This window comes from Ornatilinea apprima (assembly GCF_001306115.1).
In the GTDB taxonomy this organism is placed as follows: Bacteria; Chloroflexota; Anaerolineae; order Anaerolineales; family Anaerolineaceae; genus Ornatilinea; species Ornatilinea apprima.
This window is the reverse complement of the sequence record NZ_LGCL01000015.1, coordinates 1-19,150: the sequence shown is the minus strand read 5'-3', so window position 1 is coordinate 19,150 and position 19,150 is coordinate 1. Positions and strand designations below refer to the sequence as shown.

Sequence of the window (19,150 nt, the reverse complement as noted above, 5' to 3'; positions counted from 1 at the left end):
CATTTGATCGTAACCTTATTGTAACCGAAAATCGCGCGCGGTTTCACGCAAGAAACGGTGTTTGGGGCGCGCGTCTGCTGCTACGGGATGCGGTAGCTGGCGCGGATGTTGCCCTGGTAATCGATCATCGTAACCAGGTCGCCGGTTTTCCAGGCGGGTTCGGAGCGGTTCCAGTACAGGGCCAGAGCCGAATTAACCCCGGCGCGGGAATAGACCTGGATTTCAGCGTCTTTATGAAGCTGAAGATCGGGAAAGATGAAGCTGTCGCCGCTTTCGTTTTGCAGCTTCCAGCCGGTGAGCCACAGCTCACCTTCGCCCAGGCGGCTGAGCACAACCACCTCCGAGTTCAAGTCGCCTTCACCAAAGACGTTTTTGATCTGAATGACAGGCTGGTTGAGGGGCGGCAGCGCGGGGGTCGGCGCCAGGGTAGGCGCAGCAGGCGCGCTGGTCTGCGCGGCGGCGGGCTGGACAGCTTGAGGGGGCGGCTGAATCTGGTGGGCGCGGTCCCACAGCCACAGCACCAGCAGGGTAGTGGCGGCAGAAACGAGAATATTGACAAGGATATAAGGCCAGATCGATTTTTTTGTTTTCATGGGTCAGCTTTCAAAATCATAGCACAAAACGAGAGTAAAATGTATTCGAAAGAGAGAGGTTTGTTTTGGCTTATCTGGTGGATGGTCACAATCTAATTCCGAAGGTGCGCGGGCTAAGCCTCAAGTCGCTGGATGACGAGAACGCGCTGATGGATCTGTTGCAAGATTTTTGCCGGGCGCGGCGCAAGCGGGTGGAAGTCTATTTTGACGGCGCGCCGGCCGGCCGGAGCGGCACACAGCGCATGGGGCTGGTATCGGCGCATTTTGTGCGCGTCAGCTCCAGCGCGGATGACGCCATCGCCAACCGGCTGCGGCGTCTGGGTGGCGAGGCGCGCAACTGGAGCGTGGTCAGCTCGGACCGGCGGGTGCAAAGCGAGGCGCGCGCCGCCGGGGCGAGCGTGATCAGCGCCGAGGCCTTCGCGGCAGATTTACAGGCAGCCCTGATGGAAAGCGGGGAAGAACGGGCGGACGGAAAGACAATGAGTGAAAACGAGTTGAACGCCTGGCTGGACTTATTCTCCAAGGGAAAGAAAAAGAACTGGTAAGAAAACTCTTATACAGTTTTAATGAATAGATGATAAATATGATGTATATTATCTATTAAGAAGGCACCAAGAATTATTGGTACTGACTTACAAATCGGTGTCTCCCACCAGTGTAGGAATCAGCTCGTCCCCCCCGAGCTGCAAGAAGAACTGGTGGAATTGCTTCCCTGAGACCGTCGGGCTTTCTCCTTTGCCTGACGGTCGCCTTTTTTATACAATATCGGTATAGATTTCTTGACCTGGGTTTTTCGAACCATAATTCCCACGCAGCGCGGAAGGAGGAGGAATGTACCACAGGATCTCGATTGGATTGGCGCGCATGCACGCTGAGAAAAATGAGAGACGAGATTTCTTACCCGAATTTGTGGGGCAATTGGAGAACAATGGTTACGATGTCCTATTAGAAGAAGGTTATGGAAGCGGGCTGGGTCTGAGCAAAGATGCGTATCTGGCAGCTGCGCCGGGGGCAGTGTTTGCCAGCAAAAAGCATATTTTTCAACAAGACTATGTGCTGGTTTTGCGTTATCCGGGGGATGAAATCGTTCAACAGATGCAGCCGGGCAGCTGCCTGATCTCCATGCTGCATTACCCCACCCGCCCGCACCGGGTAAAATTTTTGCGTGATCTTGGCGTAAACGGCATTTCTCTGGATTCGCTGGCGGACGATAACGGCCGGCGGCTGGTGGAAAATTTGCGCGCGGTGGCCTGGAATGGGGTGGGTGTCGCGTTTGATTTGATGGAGCAGATTTACCCCGCGCCGGGGCTGGGCAGCCCGCGCCGCGAAGCGGTGAGGGTGGTTTTATTGGGCGCGGGGGCGGTGGGCCACCACGCGGTGCAGGCGGCGATTCATTACGGAGACCCCGCGCGCCACAGGCGTTTGGCTTCTGAAGGCGCGCCGGGTGTGCTGGTGCAGGTGGTGGATTATGACCTGACAGGCCGGGTGGAGGTGATGCGGCCGCTGCTGAAAACGGCTGACCTGCTGATTGACGCCACTTCGCGGATTAACCCCAGCAAACCGGTGATTCCCAATGAATGGATCGGAGAGATGCCGGGGCATGCGATTCTGTTGGACCTATCGGTGGATCCGTACGACTTCCAGATTGAGCCGCCGATAGTGAAGGGTATTGAAGGCGTTCCGCAGGGGAACCTGGACCAGTATATTTTCGCGCCGGATTCACCCGCTTTTGAGCGCGTCCCGGCCGGGGTCGATACCCGCAACCGGCGGCATTCCGTGTCTTGCTATTCCTGGCCGGGGATCAAGCCAGGCGAGTGCATGGAGGTGTACGGCAACCAACTGCGTCCGCTGTTGCGCACTTTGATTGAATCTGGCGGGCTTGAGCGCATACCGCCCGACGGGAATTTCTTCCAGCGGGCGCTGTACCGGGCTTCGCTGGCGCATTGGGACGAGCGCTGACCATCAAAAAGCGGGGCAGTCTGCTGCAGACTGTCCCGCTTTTTGAGTCTGTCAAACCTCTAGCGGATCACGCCCAGCTTTCGGCCGACTTTGGCAAAAGCCTGCAGGCCGTAATCGAGATCGTCGCGGGAGTGAGAAGCGGAGATCATCACGCGAATGCGGGCTTTGCCCTGCGGCACGGTGGGGAAGCCAATGGCCATGGCAAAAACGCCTTCATTGTACAGCTCGCGGCTGAACTGCTGCGCCAGGGGCGCTTCACCGAGCATGATGGGGGTGATGGGGGTTACGGAAAGGCCGGTATCAAAACCGAGGGCTTTCATTTCGGTTTTGAAATAGCGGCTGTTTTCCCACAGTTTGTCCACCAGATCGGTGGATTCTTCGAGCAGATCAACGGCGGCCAGGCAGGCGGCTACGTCGGGCGGGGTGACGGCAGAAGAGAAGAGGAAGGGCCGCCCGCGCTGGCGCAGCCATTCAACGATGACCGATTTGCCGGCAACCACACCGCCCACCACGCCAAAGGCTTTGGACAGCGTGCCCACTTCCACGTCTACTTTGCCGTGCAGGTTGAAATGATCGACAATGCCGCGCCCGCCTTTGCCCACCACGCCTTCGCCGTGAGCGTCATCGACCATCAGCATCAGGTCATGGGCGCTGCTGACGGCGTAGATTTCATCCAGGGGGGCCAGGTCGCCGTCCATGCTGAAGACTCCGTCGGTGATCACCAGACCGCGGCGGTAGCTGCCGGCGTTGGCGCGGATGACACGCTCCAGATCGGCTGGGTTGGCATGGGCGAAACGCTCAATCCGCGCGCGTGAAAGGCGGCTGCCGTCGATAATGCTGGCATGGTTCAGCTCATCGGAAAAGATGACGTCTTCTTTGCTTACCAGGGCGGGGATCACCGCGAGATTGGCGCAAAAACCAGATTGGAAGGTAACGGCCGCTTCGACGCCTTTGAATTGGGCCAGGCGGCGCTCCAATTCGAGGTGAATGTCCATGGTGCCGGCGATGGAACGCACGGCGGTTGGGCCAACGCCATAGCGGTCAACGATCTCTTTAGCTGCCTGCACCAGACGGGGATGGTTCGCCAGGCCTAAATAGTTGTTCGAGCAAAAATTCAAGGCTTTTTTGCCGTCTACAACCAGCCAGGGGCCCTGGGGAGAGGCCAGGGTGCGGATATGGTTATAAAGGCCCTGGTCTTTCAACGTGTCCAATTCGGTTTGAATCCATTGCAATTGATCGGTCATTTTCACCTCAGATAAGGATAAACTGCCGGGATAAAAAGCTATCTTTATTATACAGCCGGGCCAGAGCGGCTTCAAATCTTGGTGGTGGCTGCGCCAGATGATTCATTGGGTTCGAGATCGGAGAGGTAGCCCAATTCCAGGAGGGCGGCGCGAATCTTGCCGGCTCCTTCAGCGCGTACCAACGCGATGGTGGGGGTCAGCTCTTCGCTGATGTAGCGCGCGGCGCGGGTCTTTTTTAGGGCGATCAGAATTTCAGGAGCTGTGACGCGCAAAATCACGGCGGCCTGCTGGCGGGCCTGCAGACCGTGGCGGTCCCATTTCTCAATGGACTGCAGGATGGTGGGCGGAAGGGGCGGGGCGGCGTACTGCTTGAGCAGGGCGGTCAGATGACGGGGCAGCAGGCCCTGCTTTTTAGCCTGCTCCAGCGCCTGGGGGGCGAGGCGGTAGTGGTAGGTTTGCTCCTTTACACCTTCCCAGGCGCAAAAGCGCGCCAATTGGTAGCGCACCGAACGCGGGGTGAGATGTGGAATTTCAATGCAGCCGTCGCTGGTAACACGCAAGGGGGCGGTTTCGGCTGGCAGGCCGGATGGCTCGCGGCCTTCGAGCAGGTCGGCGGACCAGGCGGAGAGCCGGAAGGCCGCGACAGGCGCGCCAGGGGTGGGAGAGGCCAGGTCGGCCAGGCCCAGCCAGTGCAGCGGGCCGGTGATGAAGAAGCGAATCAGCTCTCCATCGACCTGGTCCCAGGAGGAAAACCCCCGCAAAAAATCTCCGCTGGCGCGGCTGCGAATGAACCAGGAATCGTAGTCACCGGCCGGGCGCTGAAAATCGGGGTGCTGCTCTTTGACGGCGTTGATGAAGGATTGCAGATTCCACCATTTGTCCGCGGGCAGCCGGGAGAGGATATCCAGCAGCGCCTGGCGGGCGGTGAGTGGGGTGTTGCTCCATTCGCCTTCAAAGATGAGATGGGGCAGCAGGCGCAGCTCATTGAACATGGGGCTGGTCAGCCAGCCGCGCACCAGCATCAACAAGGCTTCCGGCCGTGGCGCGCCAAGCAACTGGCGGACGCGCTGTGGGTTGATCTGCAGCGCGTCGTCCAGGCCGCCAGCGGCCTGCAGTAAAGCACGCAGCACAGTCAGGGGCAGCCCGGTGGTGAAGCCAGCCACCTGCTCGTTGGGGATTCCGGCGCGGGTGGCGGCCAGAAACGTGCAAGTGTGATCGAGGATCTGGTCACTGGCGGGGAGGATTACTTCATATTCGGCGGGAGACGCTGGGCGGCCCAGCAGCGATTCCTGCGGGGGCGGCAGCAGCTCGATGACAAAATCGAGGATGTCTTCGGGAATATAGGCGTATTCCTGGGGCTCATCGGGTGGAAAGCTGAGAAAGGCTTTGCCAATCAGCGCACGGTACCAGAGCACTTCCGCGGAATTGGCGGGTTTTAAGTCTGGGCGCTCGCGGTCGCGGCGGGAGGGACCCATCACGCGCACCTCGCCAAATTTCCGGCAAAATTGGGACCAGAGCAGCATACCTTCGGAGCGCAGCACTTCTTGCAGGGCCATTTTCGCGCCGTCGGGCAGGGCTTCAATCACCTCGGTGAGCAGGTCAGCGTCAAGCATCTCGTTTTCCAAAATAGGGAGCGCTTTGCGGGCGTCGGGGGCGTTCAGCTCAATGCCCCACAACCCGGCAACCATTTTCAAGAAACCGAGGTCGTGACTTTGAAGGGTGTGCGAAAGGTCTGGCATGCAGGTTCTCTCAGATTAATTTTTTTCAGCGGCGGGTTGGCGAGATGGTAAATTTGCGAGCGGTCTGCGGCTCGCGCTTGCTCAAATTATAGTATGGAAACGGCCGAGTTATTGAATTTGTTAAGCCGCGCCAGAGTTGCGCGGGCGGGTTTTGGTATACAATAAGACTGTTCGAGTGTGAATCGGAACGGTGGTGTTTGTGTGGTTGCGTGCAAGAGCGGCGGTTAATTGACTGGACCGGTTCTTGAAAGTATAATTTTTTGAAACTTGCAGAGATTTGAGGCCACCTATGGCATTAAAGGGCAACCTGCGTGATTTCACAATTACCCAACTGCTCAACCTGGTGAATCTTGCAAAGAAAACCGGGACGCTGGAGATTCAGGGCAGCGGGGGAGCGGCGAAGGTGATGTTTCGGGAGGGAAAGCTGGCTTACGCGCAGTTCTCCAACGAAGATGCCAGCCTGGCGAGCATTTTACACCGTAATAAGAAAATCACGCGCAGCCAGCGCCAGTTGATCGCGAACCGCGCCAGCCAGATCAGCGACAAGGAGCTGGGTCTGCTGTTGATCAATGCCGGGTATGTGAGCCAGGATGATATTCTCACCAGCCTGCAAACCTATTTTATCAGCGTGGTGCAGCGCCTTTTTACATGGGTGGAGGGTGTCTTCCAATTTGAACAGACCCTGCAGCTCCCCGAAGATAAAATCGCGGTCAGAATTGATCTGGAAAACCTGATTATCGAAGGCGCGCGCCAGATGCGCGAGTGGGAACTGCTGCAGGATGAAATTCCCAGCCTGGATATGGCGTTAAAATTTACCGACCGGCCCGAAACCAACTTGAAGAACGTGAACCTCAGTGTCGAAGAGTGGCGGGTCGTTTCTTATGTCAACCCCAAGAACTCGATTCAACAAATTGCCAGAGCAGCCAACCTTTCGGACATGGAAATTCGCAAAGTGGTTTACGGTTTGCTGCAGGCCGGCCTGATTGAAATTGTGCGCCCGGGTGGCGGCCCCACACGGATCACGAAACAGATGTTCCCCACCACAAACCGGGAAGAGCAGAAGAATCTGCTCTCAAGGCTGGTGGACCGCATTCGCTCGCTGTAAGATTGGAATCCATTGGAGAGGATGTGCTCATGCAAACGGTCAAAATCGTTGTAACAGGGCCATTTAGCGCAGGAAAAACAGAATTTATCCGCACCGTCAGCGAGATTGATGTGGTTTCGACGGAGCGGAAAATCACCGCGGAGGCTGAGCGCATCAAACAGACCACGACGGTGGCGATGGATTTTGGCCGCATCACGGTAGATGATGACCTGGTGCTGTACCTGTTTGGCACCCCGGGCCAGAAGCGGTTTGATTTTATGTGGGAGATCCTCTCAGAAGGGATGCTGGGATTCATTGTGGTTGTGGACAGCAACCGGCCGGAAACGTTCCGCGAGGCGCGCAGTATTTTGCAAACCTTCAAGGCCTACGCGCCAACCCCCTACGTTGTAGCCGCCAACAAACAAGACTCGCCGGATGCCTGGGACCTGGAAGATATGCGGGTGGCCTTGCGTCTGGATCCCGATGTGAAGCTCTTACCCTGTGTGGCCTTAGACAAAGAAAAAGTTAAGACGGTTCTGCTGGAACTGCTTTTCACCATTCAAACGTTAATGGAATCGGGCAAAGCCTGAGTTTTGAGTAAACCAACGTGTCTTCCATAACGACCGACCAGGGCATTCTTCACTATGAAGTGTATGGGCGCGGCCGTCCGGTGATTTTACTGCACGGATGGCTGGGCTCTTGGGGCCTGTGGCGCGAAACGATGACTTACCTGGGCCAGTCGTACCGTACCTACGCGCTGGATTTTTGGGGCTTTGGCGAATCGGGCCGCAAGCGCAGCACCTACAAAGTGCAGGACTTTGTGAGCCTGGTGACCCAGTTCATGGATCAGATGGGAATTTCCAGCGCTCCGCTGGTTGGGCACAGCATGGGCGGGACGGTGAGCCTGTTGGCGGCCATCCAGTCCCCTGAGCGCGTGCAGAAGGTGGTGATCATTGGCTCACCGATTGTAGGCTCCTCCCTGGCGCTGGCTCTAAAGCTGGCTGGGGTACCGTTTAACGCCCGGGCCTTGTTTACGTTTTTTCCGCTCTTCCGGGCGGTGATGCGGGTTGCCTCTCCATTTATTTGCAGCGATCCGGGCTTTCCGGATCTCATGGACCGCGATCTGTCGCGCACCACGCTCGAATCCTTTTTGATCTCCATCGCGACCTTGCGCAAAACAGATTTGCGACCCCAATTGAATCAGATTCAGGTGCCGGTGATGGGTATGTTTGGCGACGCTGATAATATTGTGCACCCTCAGCAGTGGAAACCCCTGCTGGCGGGCGTGCCGCACGCGCAAATCGAGCGGTTTCCACAGGCGGGACATTTTATTATGCTGGATGAACCACCGTTGTTTTTGGACACGTTAAAAAAATTCTTGGATCAAAACCCAAATGTGTAGAGGCAGGGAGTTTTCATGGAAATGACAGCGAACTGGCATTGTCAAGACCGGCTTGGAGAATGGCTGCTGGAAAGTCTGGCGGAAACTTTGGGGGAAGAGCAAATGAAGGCGCTGGTTGCGCGTTTTGACGGCGGTGATGAATCGTCGAAAGCAGGCATGAAAGAGGTGCTGGCCGCCCTGAAAGACTGGTTTGGCCAGCCGGGCAGCCAGGGGATGTCGGTGCAGGCGGGCAGGAACGCGTTTAATTTGCTGCTGCAAAAGCAAGGCGAAGAACTGGGGTGGTTTTCTCAACGCTTTCGCCTGCTTCCCAAAAGCCGGCGCATCCATGAGGGATTGTCTGCCCTGGTGAATTTTTTGGTGGAGCTTTGCGGCACGTCCATACGCCTGGAAGAGGATGAACATGGCTGGCGCTGCACCACGCAAGGCTGCGCCTGGGGCGGGATGGATGGAGGAAACCTGGATCTGTGTTATTTTCAGCAGGGTTTGCTGCAAGAGTTTATGTTGTGGGCCAGCGGTGGGCGGCTGCACCTGGTGAATGTCGCCGCGTCCGCGGCTCAGGGAGAGCCGGCCTGCGTGATCCGCATCGCCAGGCAGCCGTTGGAAGCGTAAGGAAAGGCCATGCTGAAGATCATTTTACATTCCGAAAAACCGGTGGAGCCATTCAACGAACCGGCGCGTGATCTTCGCATTCAAAACAAGCCATTGTGGCTGCACCAGCGCGACGTGCTGGCCGCGTATACCACCCAAGAGCTGGAACTGCCCGAAAACGCGCGCCTGCCGCAGACCAACCAGCCCTGTCTGGTGTACCGTGATCATTTGTTTTTTGACCAGGACTATATCGACGCTTTTCTACAAGAGGCGCAGAAGCGCAATCGGCCCGCGCGCGCAGCTTTTTCCATCAACGATCCGGCTTTCCGGGAGCACTGTCTGCCGCTTTCCTGCTCTTACACACCGGCGGGCAAACTGTATCTGGCCGACCTGTGGTATTACCCGCAGGGTCCCGAAAGCGGGGCGGAGCCGCTGGTGATTGACATGCAGGCGCGGGAGATTGGGTATTACCATGTGCCCACCTACATGGCCAGCGAACAGGGCGACCTTGTTTACCAGGTTCCCTTGCGCAGCCTGATCGCGATTGACAGTTGGGTGCATGTGTTTATCGCAGATATGGTTTTTGGGCTGTTTGGCCGCGGAGCGCGGTTTGAGGCGCGCCTTGATGCAGACCCGTTTTTCAAGCTGGGCATTCTGGCGCGCGCGCTGTATGAAGGCAAGCAGGTGTTGGAATGCTCGGGCGTGGTGAAAGTGGGCAAGAACTGTGTGATTGATCCCACCGCCGTCATTCATGGCCCCACCACGATTGGTGATAACGTTACCATCAACGCCGGGGCAGTGATTGAAAACTGCATCATTGGCGATAATGTGAATGTGTCGCAGGGCTGCCATGTGATGCTTTCGGTAGTGGGCGACGGCACGTTTTTACCGTTTCGGGCGAGCCTGTTTATGACCACGTTGATGGATAACAGCATGGTGGCGCAAAATACCTGCCTGCAAATGTGCGTGGTTGGCCGCAACGCCTTTATTGGGGCAGGCAACACGTTCACCGATTTCAACCTGCTGTCCGATACGATCAAGGCGCGGGATGGGCGGGGAGCGTTAAGCCCTTCCAACCAGATGGTGTTGGGCGGCTGCGTGGGCCACAACTGCCGGATCGGTTCGGGTTTGATTATTTACCCTGCGCGCATGATTGAATCGGATGTGGTGCTGGTGGCTTCGAATGAACGGCGCATTATCGACCGGGACGTGCGCTACGAGGACAGCGATCACCATCATCAGAAAGCCGCGCGGCTGCACCAGCGCCTGTATCCGCGCCAGGGCGACAGCGCGCCAGAAAGCTGGTAGTCGCGGGCTGGCCAACGCCAGTTGGTCACAGACCGCGAAGCGGCTAAAATTGTAAAAAGGAATTGAGAACTGGAAGCCAGTGCTTGTAAAGGCCACCTTCTGTTTCGGAAATTGATTGGGGAAGAGGAGTGTATGATGAGCAAAGCGCGCCTGTTGGTCGTTGAAGATGATCTCGATATTTCAAATATGCTGCGGATTTATTTCAGCAGCCAGGGTTACGATGTGGATTTAGCCCCGCGAGGGACCGACGCTCTGGAGAAGACGCGCCAGGGCATGCCGCATTTAATTGTGCTGGATATCATGCTGCCGGATATTGACGGGTACGAGGTGTGCCGGAATTTGCGCATGAACGCCCGCACCAGCCATATTCCGGTGATCTTCCTTACCCAAAAGGATGAGCGCAGCGATAAGCTGGCCGGCCTGGAATTGGGCGCCGATGATTATGTAACCAAGCCGTTTGATATTGAAGAGCTGAAACTGCGCGTGCAAAACGCCATTGCGCGCTCTGAGCGCGAAAGCCTCACCGACCCCAACACCGGCTTGCCAGCCGGACGCCTCATTGAAGACCAACTGCGCCAGTCCATGCGCAAGCAAGGATGGGCTTATATGGATATTCGCTTGCAGCATTTTGACGCGTTTAAGGACGCTTACGGTTTTATCGCGGGTAATGATGTGCTGCGTTTCACCGCCATGCTGCTGGGAGAAGAGCTGGATAAAGACGGCCTGCGCGATGATTTTTTGGGCAACGCCGGGGGAGATAATTTTGTGCTGATCACCGCGCAAGCGCGCGCCGACGCGCTGAAAGCGCGCATTTGCCAGCGGTTCAATGAAGAAGTGCTGACTCATTACAATTTTATTGACCGCCAGCAGGGTTTTGTTCAACTCTCAAAGACAGACGGCGAAATGGTAAAGGCCCCGCTCATGAAGCTTTGGGTGGGAATTGTCTCACCGGAAACGCATGTTTTCTCGGATATTCGCGAGATCACCGAGCTGGCGGCTGAAGAACGCCGCAAGCAAGCGGTTTAGTCTTGGACTGAAACGGAAAGTCTGCAATATGACGGAATGGAGCGCGATCACCTTGGGCGTCGGCCTGGCCGGTTTTGGGCTGGTTCTGTGGGTGATTGCCCGTTTTTTCCTCAAGAAGGCCAGCCGCACGGCCGCGCCGCAGGCACAATTTCAGGCCGGTGTGCCGCTGTCGATGCAGAGCCACCAGGACGCGATTCTGCTGGTTCACCCTGGGGGAAAACTGGGGTGGCTGAACCCCAAGGCGCGTGAGATTTTTCGTATTCCGGCGCATGAGACGCCCAACCTGGAGCGCCTGGCGCGTGCTGCGCGCCCGGGCGAGGCGCTGCTTAATCTATGCGCGTCGGAAACACGCGGTAATTTTGTGTTGAATGGAAAACTGGTTGAGGGGGTGTCGTACTGGCTGGGCGGGCAAACCGAGCCGGTGATGGTGGTGGCACTGCGTTTCGCGGGTGTTAACGCAGCCGATAAAAACAGCGGCGATTACTCCTTTGCTTCTTTACAGACAATGATTGATCTGAGCCGCGAGATGAATACGCGCCTGGGGATCAACGAAACCTTGCAGGCGGTGATGGAGTCGTTTGAAAAGCTGCTGGCCACCGATTTTCTGCAAATTTGCGTTTGGGAAAAAAGCGGAGAAGTGCTGATTCCCTACCTGTTCAGCGGGTTTGTGGAAGGGGAGCGTAAAGTGGAGCAGCTCTCTGACCGCTATATGCCGGGGGACGGCAACCCCGGCTTTTTGGTGAAGACAAAAACGTACCGCTTTTTCTCTACCATTGATGAAAACACGCCGCTAAAACCGGTCCCACAGGTGGGCGACCATCGAATTAAATCGTATATTGGGCTTCCACTGCTCTACAACGGCAAAGCCATCGGCACGCTGGAATTGGGTTCGCTGCAAGAGGGACAGTTCAAGCACAGCGACGTGGAATTAATCCGCTTATTGAGCGGACAGGCCGGAGTGGCAGTGTATAAGGCGCAGCAGTACGACCTGCAAAAACGCCGCGCGGAAGAGCTGGGAAATCTGGTGGATTTATCGCGGGCGTTCAGTTCAATGCGCGACCCGAAGGAAGTTTTTGCCCGCTTGCTGGAAAATATTGCGCCGCTGTTCGATGTTCAAATTCTGGGTTTCTTGATCTATAACGAGAATGACCGCCTGCTCTCGGCGCAGGTGCCGTTTTATGGGCTGCCTCCTCAGGTGGCGTCGATTTATTCGGTGCAGATCACGGCCAACAGCGCGATTGAAAAGACACTGCTCGACCAGGATGTGCTGTACAGCGATGACGCGACCATCGACCCACGCTGGGAAACGCTGGGGCTGGATACGATCGCCCGGGCGGCCAGCATCCGTGAAACGGTGTTGATTCCGCTGATGACGGGCGGAAAAGTGTTGGGCTACCTGCAGGCCGCGAATCATAAGGAAGCCGGCGCGCCGTTTTCCAATGACGAGCTGCACCTGCTGACGATTGTCTCCAATCAGGTGTCGCCGATCATCGAAAACTCGGCGCTGGTGCAGCAGACCCGTCTGCGTGCTCAGCGCGCCGAAGCGCTGCGGCGCATCGCCAGCCTGGCCAGCTCCGACGCGACTCGCGATGAAATCCTCTCTTTTGCGGTTCGCGAACTGACCAGCCTGATCCACCCCGACGTGATCGGAATTTTTCTGGTGGACTTGCAGCGCGAGCGGCTGGCTTTTCACCGCGCTTCTTATTACGGCCTGCTTCCAGACCTGCCGCGCCTGCCGAAGGAAGACCGGCAGATGCTGGTGACGGATGTGCAGTACCCCTTCACGGTTACCGGCAGCCAGCGCGTGTTCCAGTCTGATGATTTGCAAGAAGAAACCACGGTCATTCCGTTTTACCAGCGCGTCATTGAGGCGCTGGGTCTGCGCTCGGCGGTGGTTGTGCCGATGGTTGTGCGCAACGACGGCATCGGTGAGATTTGGCTGGGAAGCCGCACCCCCGGCTTCTTCAACAAGGGCGATCTGCAGGCGGTTGTAACGGTTGCCGGGCAGTTGGCTAGCGTGGTAGAGCAATCGTACCTGGTGGAACAGACCGATGAAAATCTGCGCCGGCGGGTGGAGCAGGTGTCGGCTATTGACCGCATCAACCGCGCGCTGGCGGCATCGCAAGACCTGCCTGCACTCATGGAAATCATCTTGCAAGAAATGGTCCGCGCGGCCGGGGCCGACAGCGGGACGCTGATGGTCTTTGATCTGCAAACTGAGGAGGGTGATTCACCGGCGCTTCAATTCAGCGTGGGAGAAGCCCACCCGCCCGGTTTCGCGACCGCAGAGCTGGAGACGCTGAGCGGCAGCCAGACCGGCACGCGCCTGGAGGCGGATGAAGAACTGAAAGAATTCTTTGGCCTGCCGGTTGAGTCACTGTTACTGCTGCCGATTTCGGTGATGCGGGTAAAAGCGGGACTGGTGGTTTTGCACGGCATGCGCGCCAATCAATTTGACCAGACCAGCCTGGAGATTGCCCAATCGCTGGCAGCGCAGGCTTCGGTGGTGTTGCGCGGCGCGGAAGGTGGAACGGGCTTTTTCAGCGCTCAACCGCTGGTCAACCGCCTGCCCGATGTAACCCGGGAATGGATTGGGCTGGAAGGTCCGCAGGCGTGGTTTGCGCGTTTGGCCGATGAAATTCGCGAACTGACTCCTTTTCAGATGGTGTTGTTCAGCCAATATGACCCGCACAGCGGCACGCTGCAGCGCGTCTTTCACCGCGGGCTGCCAGAAGCGGTCTGGCAAGAGCTGATCCGTCAGCGACAGCCCTGGAAGAGCGTTGAACAGCTTTTTAAGAAGGAATACCAGCATGGCGCGGTCTATTTCATTCCGTTTGAGGGCGAACTGGAATCAGCGGAGGGTCTGCACACGGTAACGCCGCTGCCATCAAGCGAACTGCGCACCGCCGGGGGGTGGCACGCCGAAGACCTGCTGGTGGCGACAGTGCGCGACCCCAACGGAGATCCGCTGGGCTTGATCAGCCTGGACGCGCCGCGGGACGGCAAGCGCCCCAACAGGCAGGTGTTTGATGTGTTGAATCTAGCGGCTTTGCAGTTGGGATTCTTATTGCAGAGCCAGAAGCGCGGCGCGGCGGCTCCCCAGATGGGCGAAGAAAAGCCAGGGCGGGATATTGGCCGATACCAAAGGGCGCAGGAAATTCTAGAGAAAGCGAACCGCCAGATGGATTTACATGCGGTTCTACAAGGTACGGCGCGGGATCTGATGGATCTTATTCAGATGGACGCGGCCGTTACCGCCATTCGAGACGCGGCTGGCGCGCAGCTGGTGGATTCCCTGGGAGATGTGCCGGAAGGTGTTTCGCTGGAAGCTCTGTTCGGTCAGCGCAACCCGCTGCGGCAAACCCTGCAAGAAGGGGATGTGTTTGTTGAAACCGATCTGGCAGCGTCGGCGGTGTGGCAGAAAACACCTTTGCTGCGCAGTTTAGGCGCGGCCAGTTTTCTCTCTCTGCCGCTGACGGTGAGTGAAGGGGTAAGCGCGGGGATATTGCTGACCGCCAAACGTCCGCTGGCGGATTTGAGCCTGGAGGACCGCGACCTGCTCTTGCATGTTGCACGGCAGGTGAGCGTTACCATGCAGAATCTTTACCTGATCACCGAAACCCGCCGCCGTCTGGAAGAAGTGGATATTCTGCTGGAATTTACGCGCAAGATCAGCAATCTTGACCCACAGGCCATTCTGGAAACTCTGGTGACCAGCGCCATTCAGGCCATTCCCGGCGCGAAAGCGGGCTGGGCGGCCGTGTGGAAGGACGAGTTGGGCTGGCTGGAGCCGGCAGCAGCACACGGTTACCGTGATAATGCCAGTCTGCTGCAGATTCGCTACCGCGTTCCTGAACAAACGCTGGAGCAAGAAACTGCCCGCTTACCGCTGCCCATTCGCGTTTACCTGTCGCGAAGCCTGCGCAACGCCGAAGAAGTGGATTTTTCGCGCGATTATCATTTGAGCGCGGATGACCTGATGCGTTACCGCCAGGCCACCGGCGGTCCTGTGCCGCTCTCTTGCCTGGCCGCGCCGTTGAGCGTGGGCGAATCGATTTTGGGGGTTGTCCTTCTGGATAATTTTGAAATGTCGACCGCCTTCACCCGCGCGGATGAAGCTGTATTCCTGGCCTTTTGCCGGCAGGCGGCCCTGGCGCTTGAGAACGCGCGCTTGTTCATCTCCACCGAACAGCGCGCGGCGCAGCTGCAGTCATTGACGCGCGCGGCGGGGGCACTTTCGACCACGCTGCAGCGCAACGCATTAATTGATTCGATTTTGGATCTGTTGGGTGAAGTGGTGCCATACGACACGGCTACCCTGTGGTTGCGCAGCGGCGAGCGCCTGGTGGTGGCCGCGGAACGCGGCTTCAACGATACCGAGAGCCGCGTCGGCCTGTCTGTAGAGATGGAAGACAGCCGCTTGTTTCAGGATATGGTCAGCAGCCCCATGCCGCTGGTGGTGGGCGATGTGCGTAAAGATGAGCGCTTCCCTGCGCTTCTGGAGCCAGAGCATCTTTCGTGGATGGGCGTTCCGCTTTCGGTCCAATCGAAACTGACCGGTGTGATCGCTCTGGAGAAACGCGAAGCTCGCTTTTATCAGCCCGAACACATCCATGCCAGCCAGACTGTGGCAAGCCAGGCGGCGGTGGCGCTGGAAAATGCCAGCCTGTATGAAGAGAGTTTGCAACGCTCCTCAGACCTGGACCAGCGCACGCGACGTTTGTCGCTGTTGAACCGCTTCTCGGGTGAGTTGGGGGCGCTGCTGCAAAGCGAGCAGATTTACGCGCTGGCGCTCAAGCAGATTGGTGAGGCGCTGCAAGCGGACCGCACCTGCCTGGTAACCATGCCCGGCGAGCGCGCTGAGGTGGTGATGGAATCGCCGGCAGACCGATTGGCGGGTAGCCTGGAATTGCCTGCCAGCCCGCTGCTGGCGCATCTCAAACAATCGCTGGGGGTCTATAACCAGAATCAGGTCGGGCAGGAAAAACAATTCGCTGGGCTGGTTGAGGCTTATCTGGGCGAGCGGGAAGTGCAGTCGCTGCTGATGGTGCCGCTGACCGCCGGAGAGAACTTCTATGGTTGGGTGTGGGGAATGCGCAAGGACGATTACCGCTTCACCCCGGCGGAAATGGAATTGGCGCGGACGATCTGCAACCAGGCGGCGATTTCTTTGCAGAATGCCACCCTGTATGAAGAGACGCGCAACTTCTCGATTACCCTGGAAGAAAAAGTGCGCGAGCGCACCGAAGAACTGTATCGCGAACACCTGAATGCCGAGACTTTACTGCGCTTGAGTGAGGAGCTTTCGCGCAGTCTGGATATGTCGGAGGTGATCACGCGCGCCATGCAGGTCTTGAACCAATCCATTGGCGCGCAGCAATGCCTGGCCGTGCAGACAAGCAATCCCGAACGTTCTTTCCGCATTGGGCGCGAGCTGATCCGCTGGGATGGAATCAAGCCCAAAGAGCAGCATTGGCTGGAAGAATATGTTTACCAGGACGTTATCCGTCAAGGTCAGGCAATCTATGTCGAAAATATTAAGCAGGAGTTGGAACGCCGCCAGTTGGGCGGCCAGGCGCAGCCGCCTTACCTGAGTCTGCTGGCTTTGCCGTTGCAGTTGGGGCCGGAAATTCTGGGCGTGATGATGCTGGCGCACGAGACCGCGAGCTTCTTCCAGCCCGAGCAAAAAGATTTGCTGGAAGCCGGCGCGCGGCAGATCAGCATCGCGGTGAACAATATGACGTTTGTGGAATATATCCGCGAGGCGGCCGAAGAGCAGGGGCGCATGCTGCGCGAGCAGCAAATTGAGTCGAACCGTTCAAAGGCGATTCTGGAAGCAGTGGCAGACGGTGTGTTGGTGACCGACGGTGAAAACCAGATCGCGCTGATGAATAAATCGGCGCAGGAAATTTTTGAGATCAGCGCAAACGACTATCTGGGCAAAGAAGTTGGCCTGTTGAGCGAGCTGATTGGGCAGGAAGAAAATGAGCGAAGCTGGCTGAAAAAGCTGATGACCTGGTCGCGCCGGACGGGCGAGTACCGGGGCGAAACGCTGGCTGAGCGAATTGTGCTGGATAACGGCCGGTATCTGGCTGTGCATGCCGCGCCGGTGTTCTTTATGGGCGGTTTCCTGGGTACGGTCTCGGTTTTCCGCGACGTAACCCATGAGGTGCAGGTAGATCGGATGAAGGCGGAGTTCATCGCCAATGTGAGCCACGAGCTGCGCACGCCGATCACCTCGATCAAGGGATACGTGCAGGTGCTGCTGATGGGCGCTGCCGGAGAAATGAACGAACAGCAGCGTCATTTTCTGGACATTGTCTCCAGCAACACCTCGCGCCTGACGGTGCTGGTGAACGATCTGCTGGATATCTCGCGCATTGAAACCAGCCGGTTGTCGCTGCTGTATCAGGCGGTGGATATGACCGAAATCGCGGCGGATGTGATCGCCGACGTGCGCAAGCGCGCGCAGGAGGAAGGCAAGACCGTGCACATCCGTCTGGCGGCAGACCCCGATCTGCCGCCGGTGAACGGCGACCGCGCGCGCTTGCGGCAGGTGCTGCTGAGCCTGGTAGGGAACGGTTATAACTACACTCCAGCCGGTGGAGAAGTGGTGGTTTCGCTGAAATCGGCGGGCGGCTTTGTGCAGGTAGATGTGAAAGATAACGGCATTGGCATTTTGCCTGAGGAACAGGGCCGCATTTTTGAGCGCTTTTATCGTGGAAACGATCCGCTGGTATTGGCGACGGCGGGAACAGGCCTGGGGCTGGCGATTGCCCGCACGCTGGTGGAAATGCATCATGGGAAGATGTGGTTTGAAAGCAGCGGTGTGAGGGGTGAAGGATCTACGTTTTCGTTCACCTTACCGGCAAACATTGAGGAACAATAGGCATGGCAAAGAAGATATTAATCGCTGAAGATGAAGCGGATATTCGCGCCCTGATTGAATTCACATTGAAATTCGCGGGGTTTGACGTGGTCACTGCCAAGAATGGATTGGAGGCGCTGGAGGCGGCGCAGGCAGAACTGCCTGATCTGATTTTACTGGACGTGCGTATGCCCCAGATGACCGGGTATGAGGCCTGTGAAGCGATCAAATCGGACCCGGATATCCGCCATATTCCGGTGGTGTTTCTTTCGGCAAAAGGGCAGGAGAAAGAAATTTTGGCCGGTTTGGAGGCTGGCGCGACCGAGTATTTGCTCAAGCCTTTCGCGCCTGATGAGCTGGCCAGGCGGATCACGGAATTGCTGGAGCAGTACAGCCGGTTGAACTGATGAGCGCATTTTTATATCACGGCAAGGTCATTCACTATGAGTCGTTGGGCCGCGGCAAGCCGGTATTATTTTTGCACGGCTGGCTGGGTTCCTGGCGGTATTGGATGCCGTCCATGCAGGCGGCTTCGATCAGCTACCGCGCCTACGCGCTGGATTTGATCGGTTACGGCGAATCGGCCCGGGCGGAAGAGGATTATTCGCTGGAAGGACAGACCGCGCTGGTGGACGGGTTTTTGGAACAAATGGGCATCGCGCGGGTGGCCTTAATTGGGCACGGTCTGGGGGCGGTGGTGGCGCTGCGCTTCGCGATGATGTACCCGCAGTATGTTGACCGGGTGATGACGGTTGGCTTTCCGTTTGAGGTGGGATCGCTTCATCCGCGCCTGAAGAGCGCGGGGCTGTCAGATCTGGTGGACTGGCTGGCGCCCAAAGAACCTGAGTATGACGCCGTGCGCGGCGACGCGGCCAAGGGCGATGCGGCTGCGCTCAAAACCAGCCTCGAGAACCTGGAGGATGGTGAACTGGCCGCGCTGTGGCAGCATCCCGGGCGGGTAAGCCTGTTTGTTCACGGCCTGCAAGACGCGGCCGTCAGCCCGCCGCGCGAGGATATGCTCAACCGGCTGCCACTTCTGGCACACGCGATTGGCTTTGAGACAGCCGGCCATTTTCCGATGCTCGATCAGAGCATCCGTTTTCACCGCCTGATGGTTGATTTTCTCACCCTGGAATCGGGGGAAAGCCCGCGTGATTTGCAGGTTAAGGATGAATGGAAGCGGCGGGTGCGGTAAGCGGATCATCGGGTTATGTTACTGTATCGAATATCCATAGATCTGGAAAAGAGAGAGCTCAGCGGCCATAGATTGCCTTATGGAGTGCAATGGCCCAAGGCCTGTTTTGATGAGGGCCTTTGAAGACTGGCATTGAGCATTGGA

General features: G+C 57.6%; 14 protein-coding genes. 11 read left to right on the top strand and 3 right to left on the bottom strand.

All coding sequences use genetic code 11. The annotated features are described in order from the left end of the window. Window positions 1-80: 80 nt before the first annotated feature. The gene (locus tag ADN00_RS03375) at window positions 81-593 is read right to left on the bottom strand and encodes a lamin tail domain-containing protein (RefSeq protein WP_075061545.1); all 513 of its coding nucleotides are present in this window, start codon (window positions 591-593) and stop codon (window positions 81-83) included. 65 nt (window positions 594-658) lie between these two features. On the opposite strand from ADN00_RS03375, the gene ADN00_RS03370 reads away from it, so the two are divergent. Continuing rightward, on the top strand, window positions 659-1,138 hold the full coding sequence (locus ADN00_RS03370; RefSeq protein WP_075061544.1) for an NYN domain-containing protein: 480 nt from the start codon (window positions 659-661) through the stop codon (window positions 1,136-1,138). Window positions 1,139-1,424: 286 nt separating this feature from the next. Continuing rightward, the gene (locus ADN00_RS03365) at window positions 1,425-2,552 is read left to right on the top strand and encodes a Rossmann-fold NAD(P)-binding domain-containing protein (protein ID WP_075061543.1); all 1,128 of its coding nucleotides are present in this window, start codon (window positions 1,425-1,427) and stop codon (window positions 2,550-2,552) included. A gap of 59 nt (window positions 2,553-2,611) precedes the next feature. On the opposite strand, the gene ADN00_RS03360 is transcribed toward ADN00_RS03365, so the two are convergent. Both ADN00_RS03360 and ADN00_RS03355 read right to left on the bottom strand, forming a co-directional pair. Next, a complete protein-coding gene (locus ADN00_RS03360) occupies window positions 2,612-3,796 on the bottom strand; it encodes a glycine C-acetyltransferase (RefSeq protein WP_075061542.1) in 1,185 nt (394 codons plus the stop codon). Window positions 3,797-3,867: 71 nt separating this feature from the next. Further along, entirely contained in the window at window positions 3,868-5,535 is a 1,668-nt protein-coding gene (locus tag ADN00_RS03355; RefSeq protein ID WP_075061541.1) for a helicase-associated domain-containing protein, read from the bottom strand. A 289-nt stretch (window positions 5,536-5,824) separates the two neighbouring features. On the opposite strand from ADN00_RS03355, the gene ADN00_RS03350 reads away from it, so the two are divergent. From ADN00_RS03350 to ADN00_RS03310, 9 genes are all read left to right on the top strand, one after another. Next, complete coding sequence (locus ADN00_RS03350; protein ID WP_075061540.1) at window positions 5,825-6,640, top strand: DUF4388 domain-containing protein; 816 nt, start codon at window positions 5,825-5,827, stop codon at window positions 6,638-6,640. 29 nt (window positions 6,641-6,669) lie between these two features. Then, window positions 6,670-7,209 carry a GTP-binding protein gene (locus ADN00_RS03345; protein WP_075061539.1) on the top strand — a complete coding sequence of 180 codons (540 nt, stop codon included), beginning with the start codon at window positions 6,670-6,672 and terminating at the stop codon, window positions 7,207-7,209. 17 nt (window positions 7,210-7,226) lie between these two features. Next, complete coding sequence (locus ADN00_RS03340; RefSeq protein ID WP_075061538.1) at window positions 7,227-8,021, top strand: alpha/beta fold hydrolase; 795 nt, start codon at window positions 7,227-7,229, stop codon at window positions 8,019-8,021. A gap of 15 nt (window positions 8,022-8,036) precedes the next feature. After that, window positions 8,037-8,630, top strand: a complete 594-nt coding sequence (locus ADN00_RS03335; RefSeq protein WP_075061537.1) for a hypothetical protein — start codon at window positions 8,037-8,039, stop codon at window positions 8,628-8,630. Between the two features lie 9 nt (window positions 8,631-8,639). After that, a complete protein-coding gene (locus ADN00_RS03330) occupies window positions 8,640-9,917 on the top strand; it encodes a hypothetical protein (RefSeq protein WP_075061536.1) in 1,278 nt (425 codons plus the stop codon). 135 nt (window positions 9,918-10,052) lie between these two features. Continuing rightward, on the top strand, window positions 10,053-10,943 hold the full coding sequence (locus ADN00_RS03325) for a GGDEF domain-containing response regulator (protein WP_075061535.1): 891 nt from the start codon (window positions 10,053-10,055) through the stop codon (window positions 10,941-10,943). A 28-nt stretch (window positions 10,944-10,971) separates the two neighbouring features. Next, window positions 10,972-17,832 (top strand): GAF domain-containing protein, encoded by a 6,861-nt coding sequence (locus tag ADN00_RS03320; protein ID WP_075061534.1) that lies wholly within the window; start codon window positions 10,972-10,974, stop codon window positions 17,830-17,832. A 2-nt stretch (window positions 17,833-17,834) separates the two neighbouring features. Then, window positions 17,835-18,218 carry a response regulator transcription factor gene (locus tag ADN00_RS03315; protein WP_075061533.1) on the top strand — a complete coding sequence of 128 codons (384 nt, stop codon included), beginning with the start codon at window positions 17,835-17,837 and terminating at the stop codon, window positions 18,216-18,218. Continuing rightward, entirely contained in the window at window positions 18,218-19,006 is a 789-nt protein-coding gene (locus tag ADN00_RS03310) for an alpha/beta fold hydrolase (protein WP_075061532.1), read from the top strand. Before ADN00_RS03315 ends, ADN00_RS03310 begins: the two co-directional genes overlap by 1 nt. The last annotated feature ends 144 nt before the right edge of the window (window positions 19,007-19,150 follow it).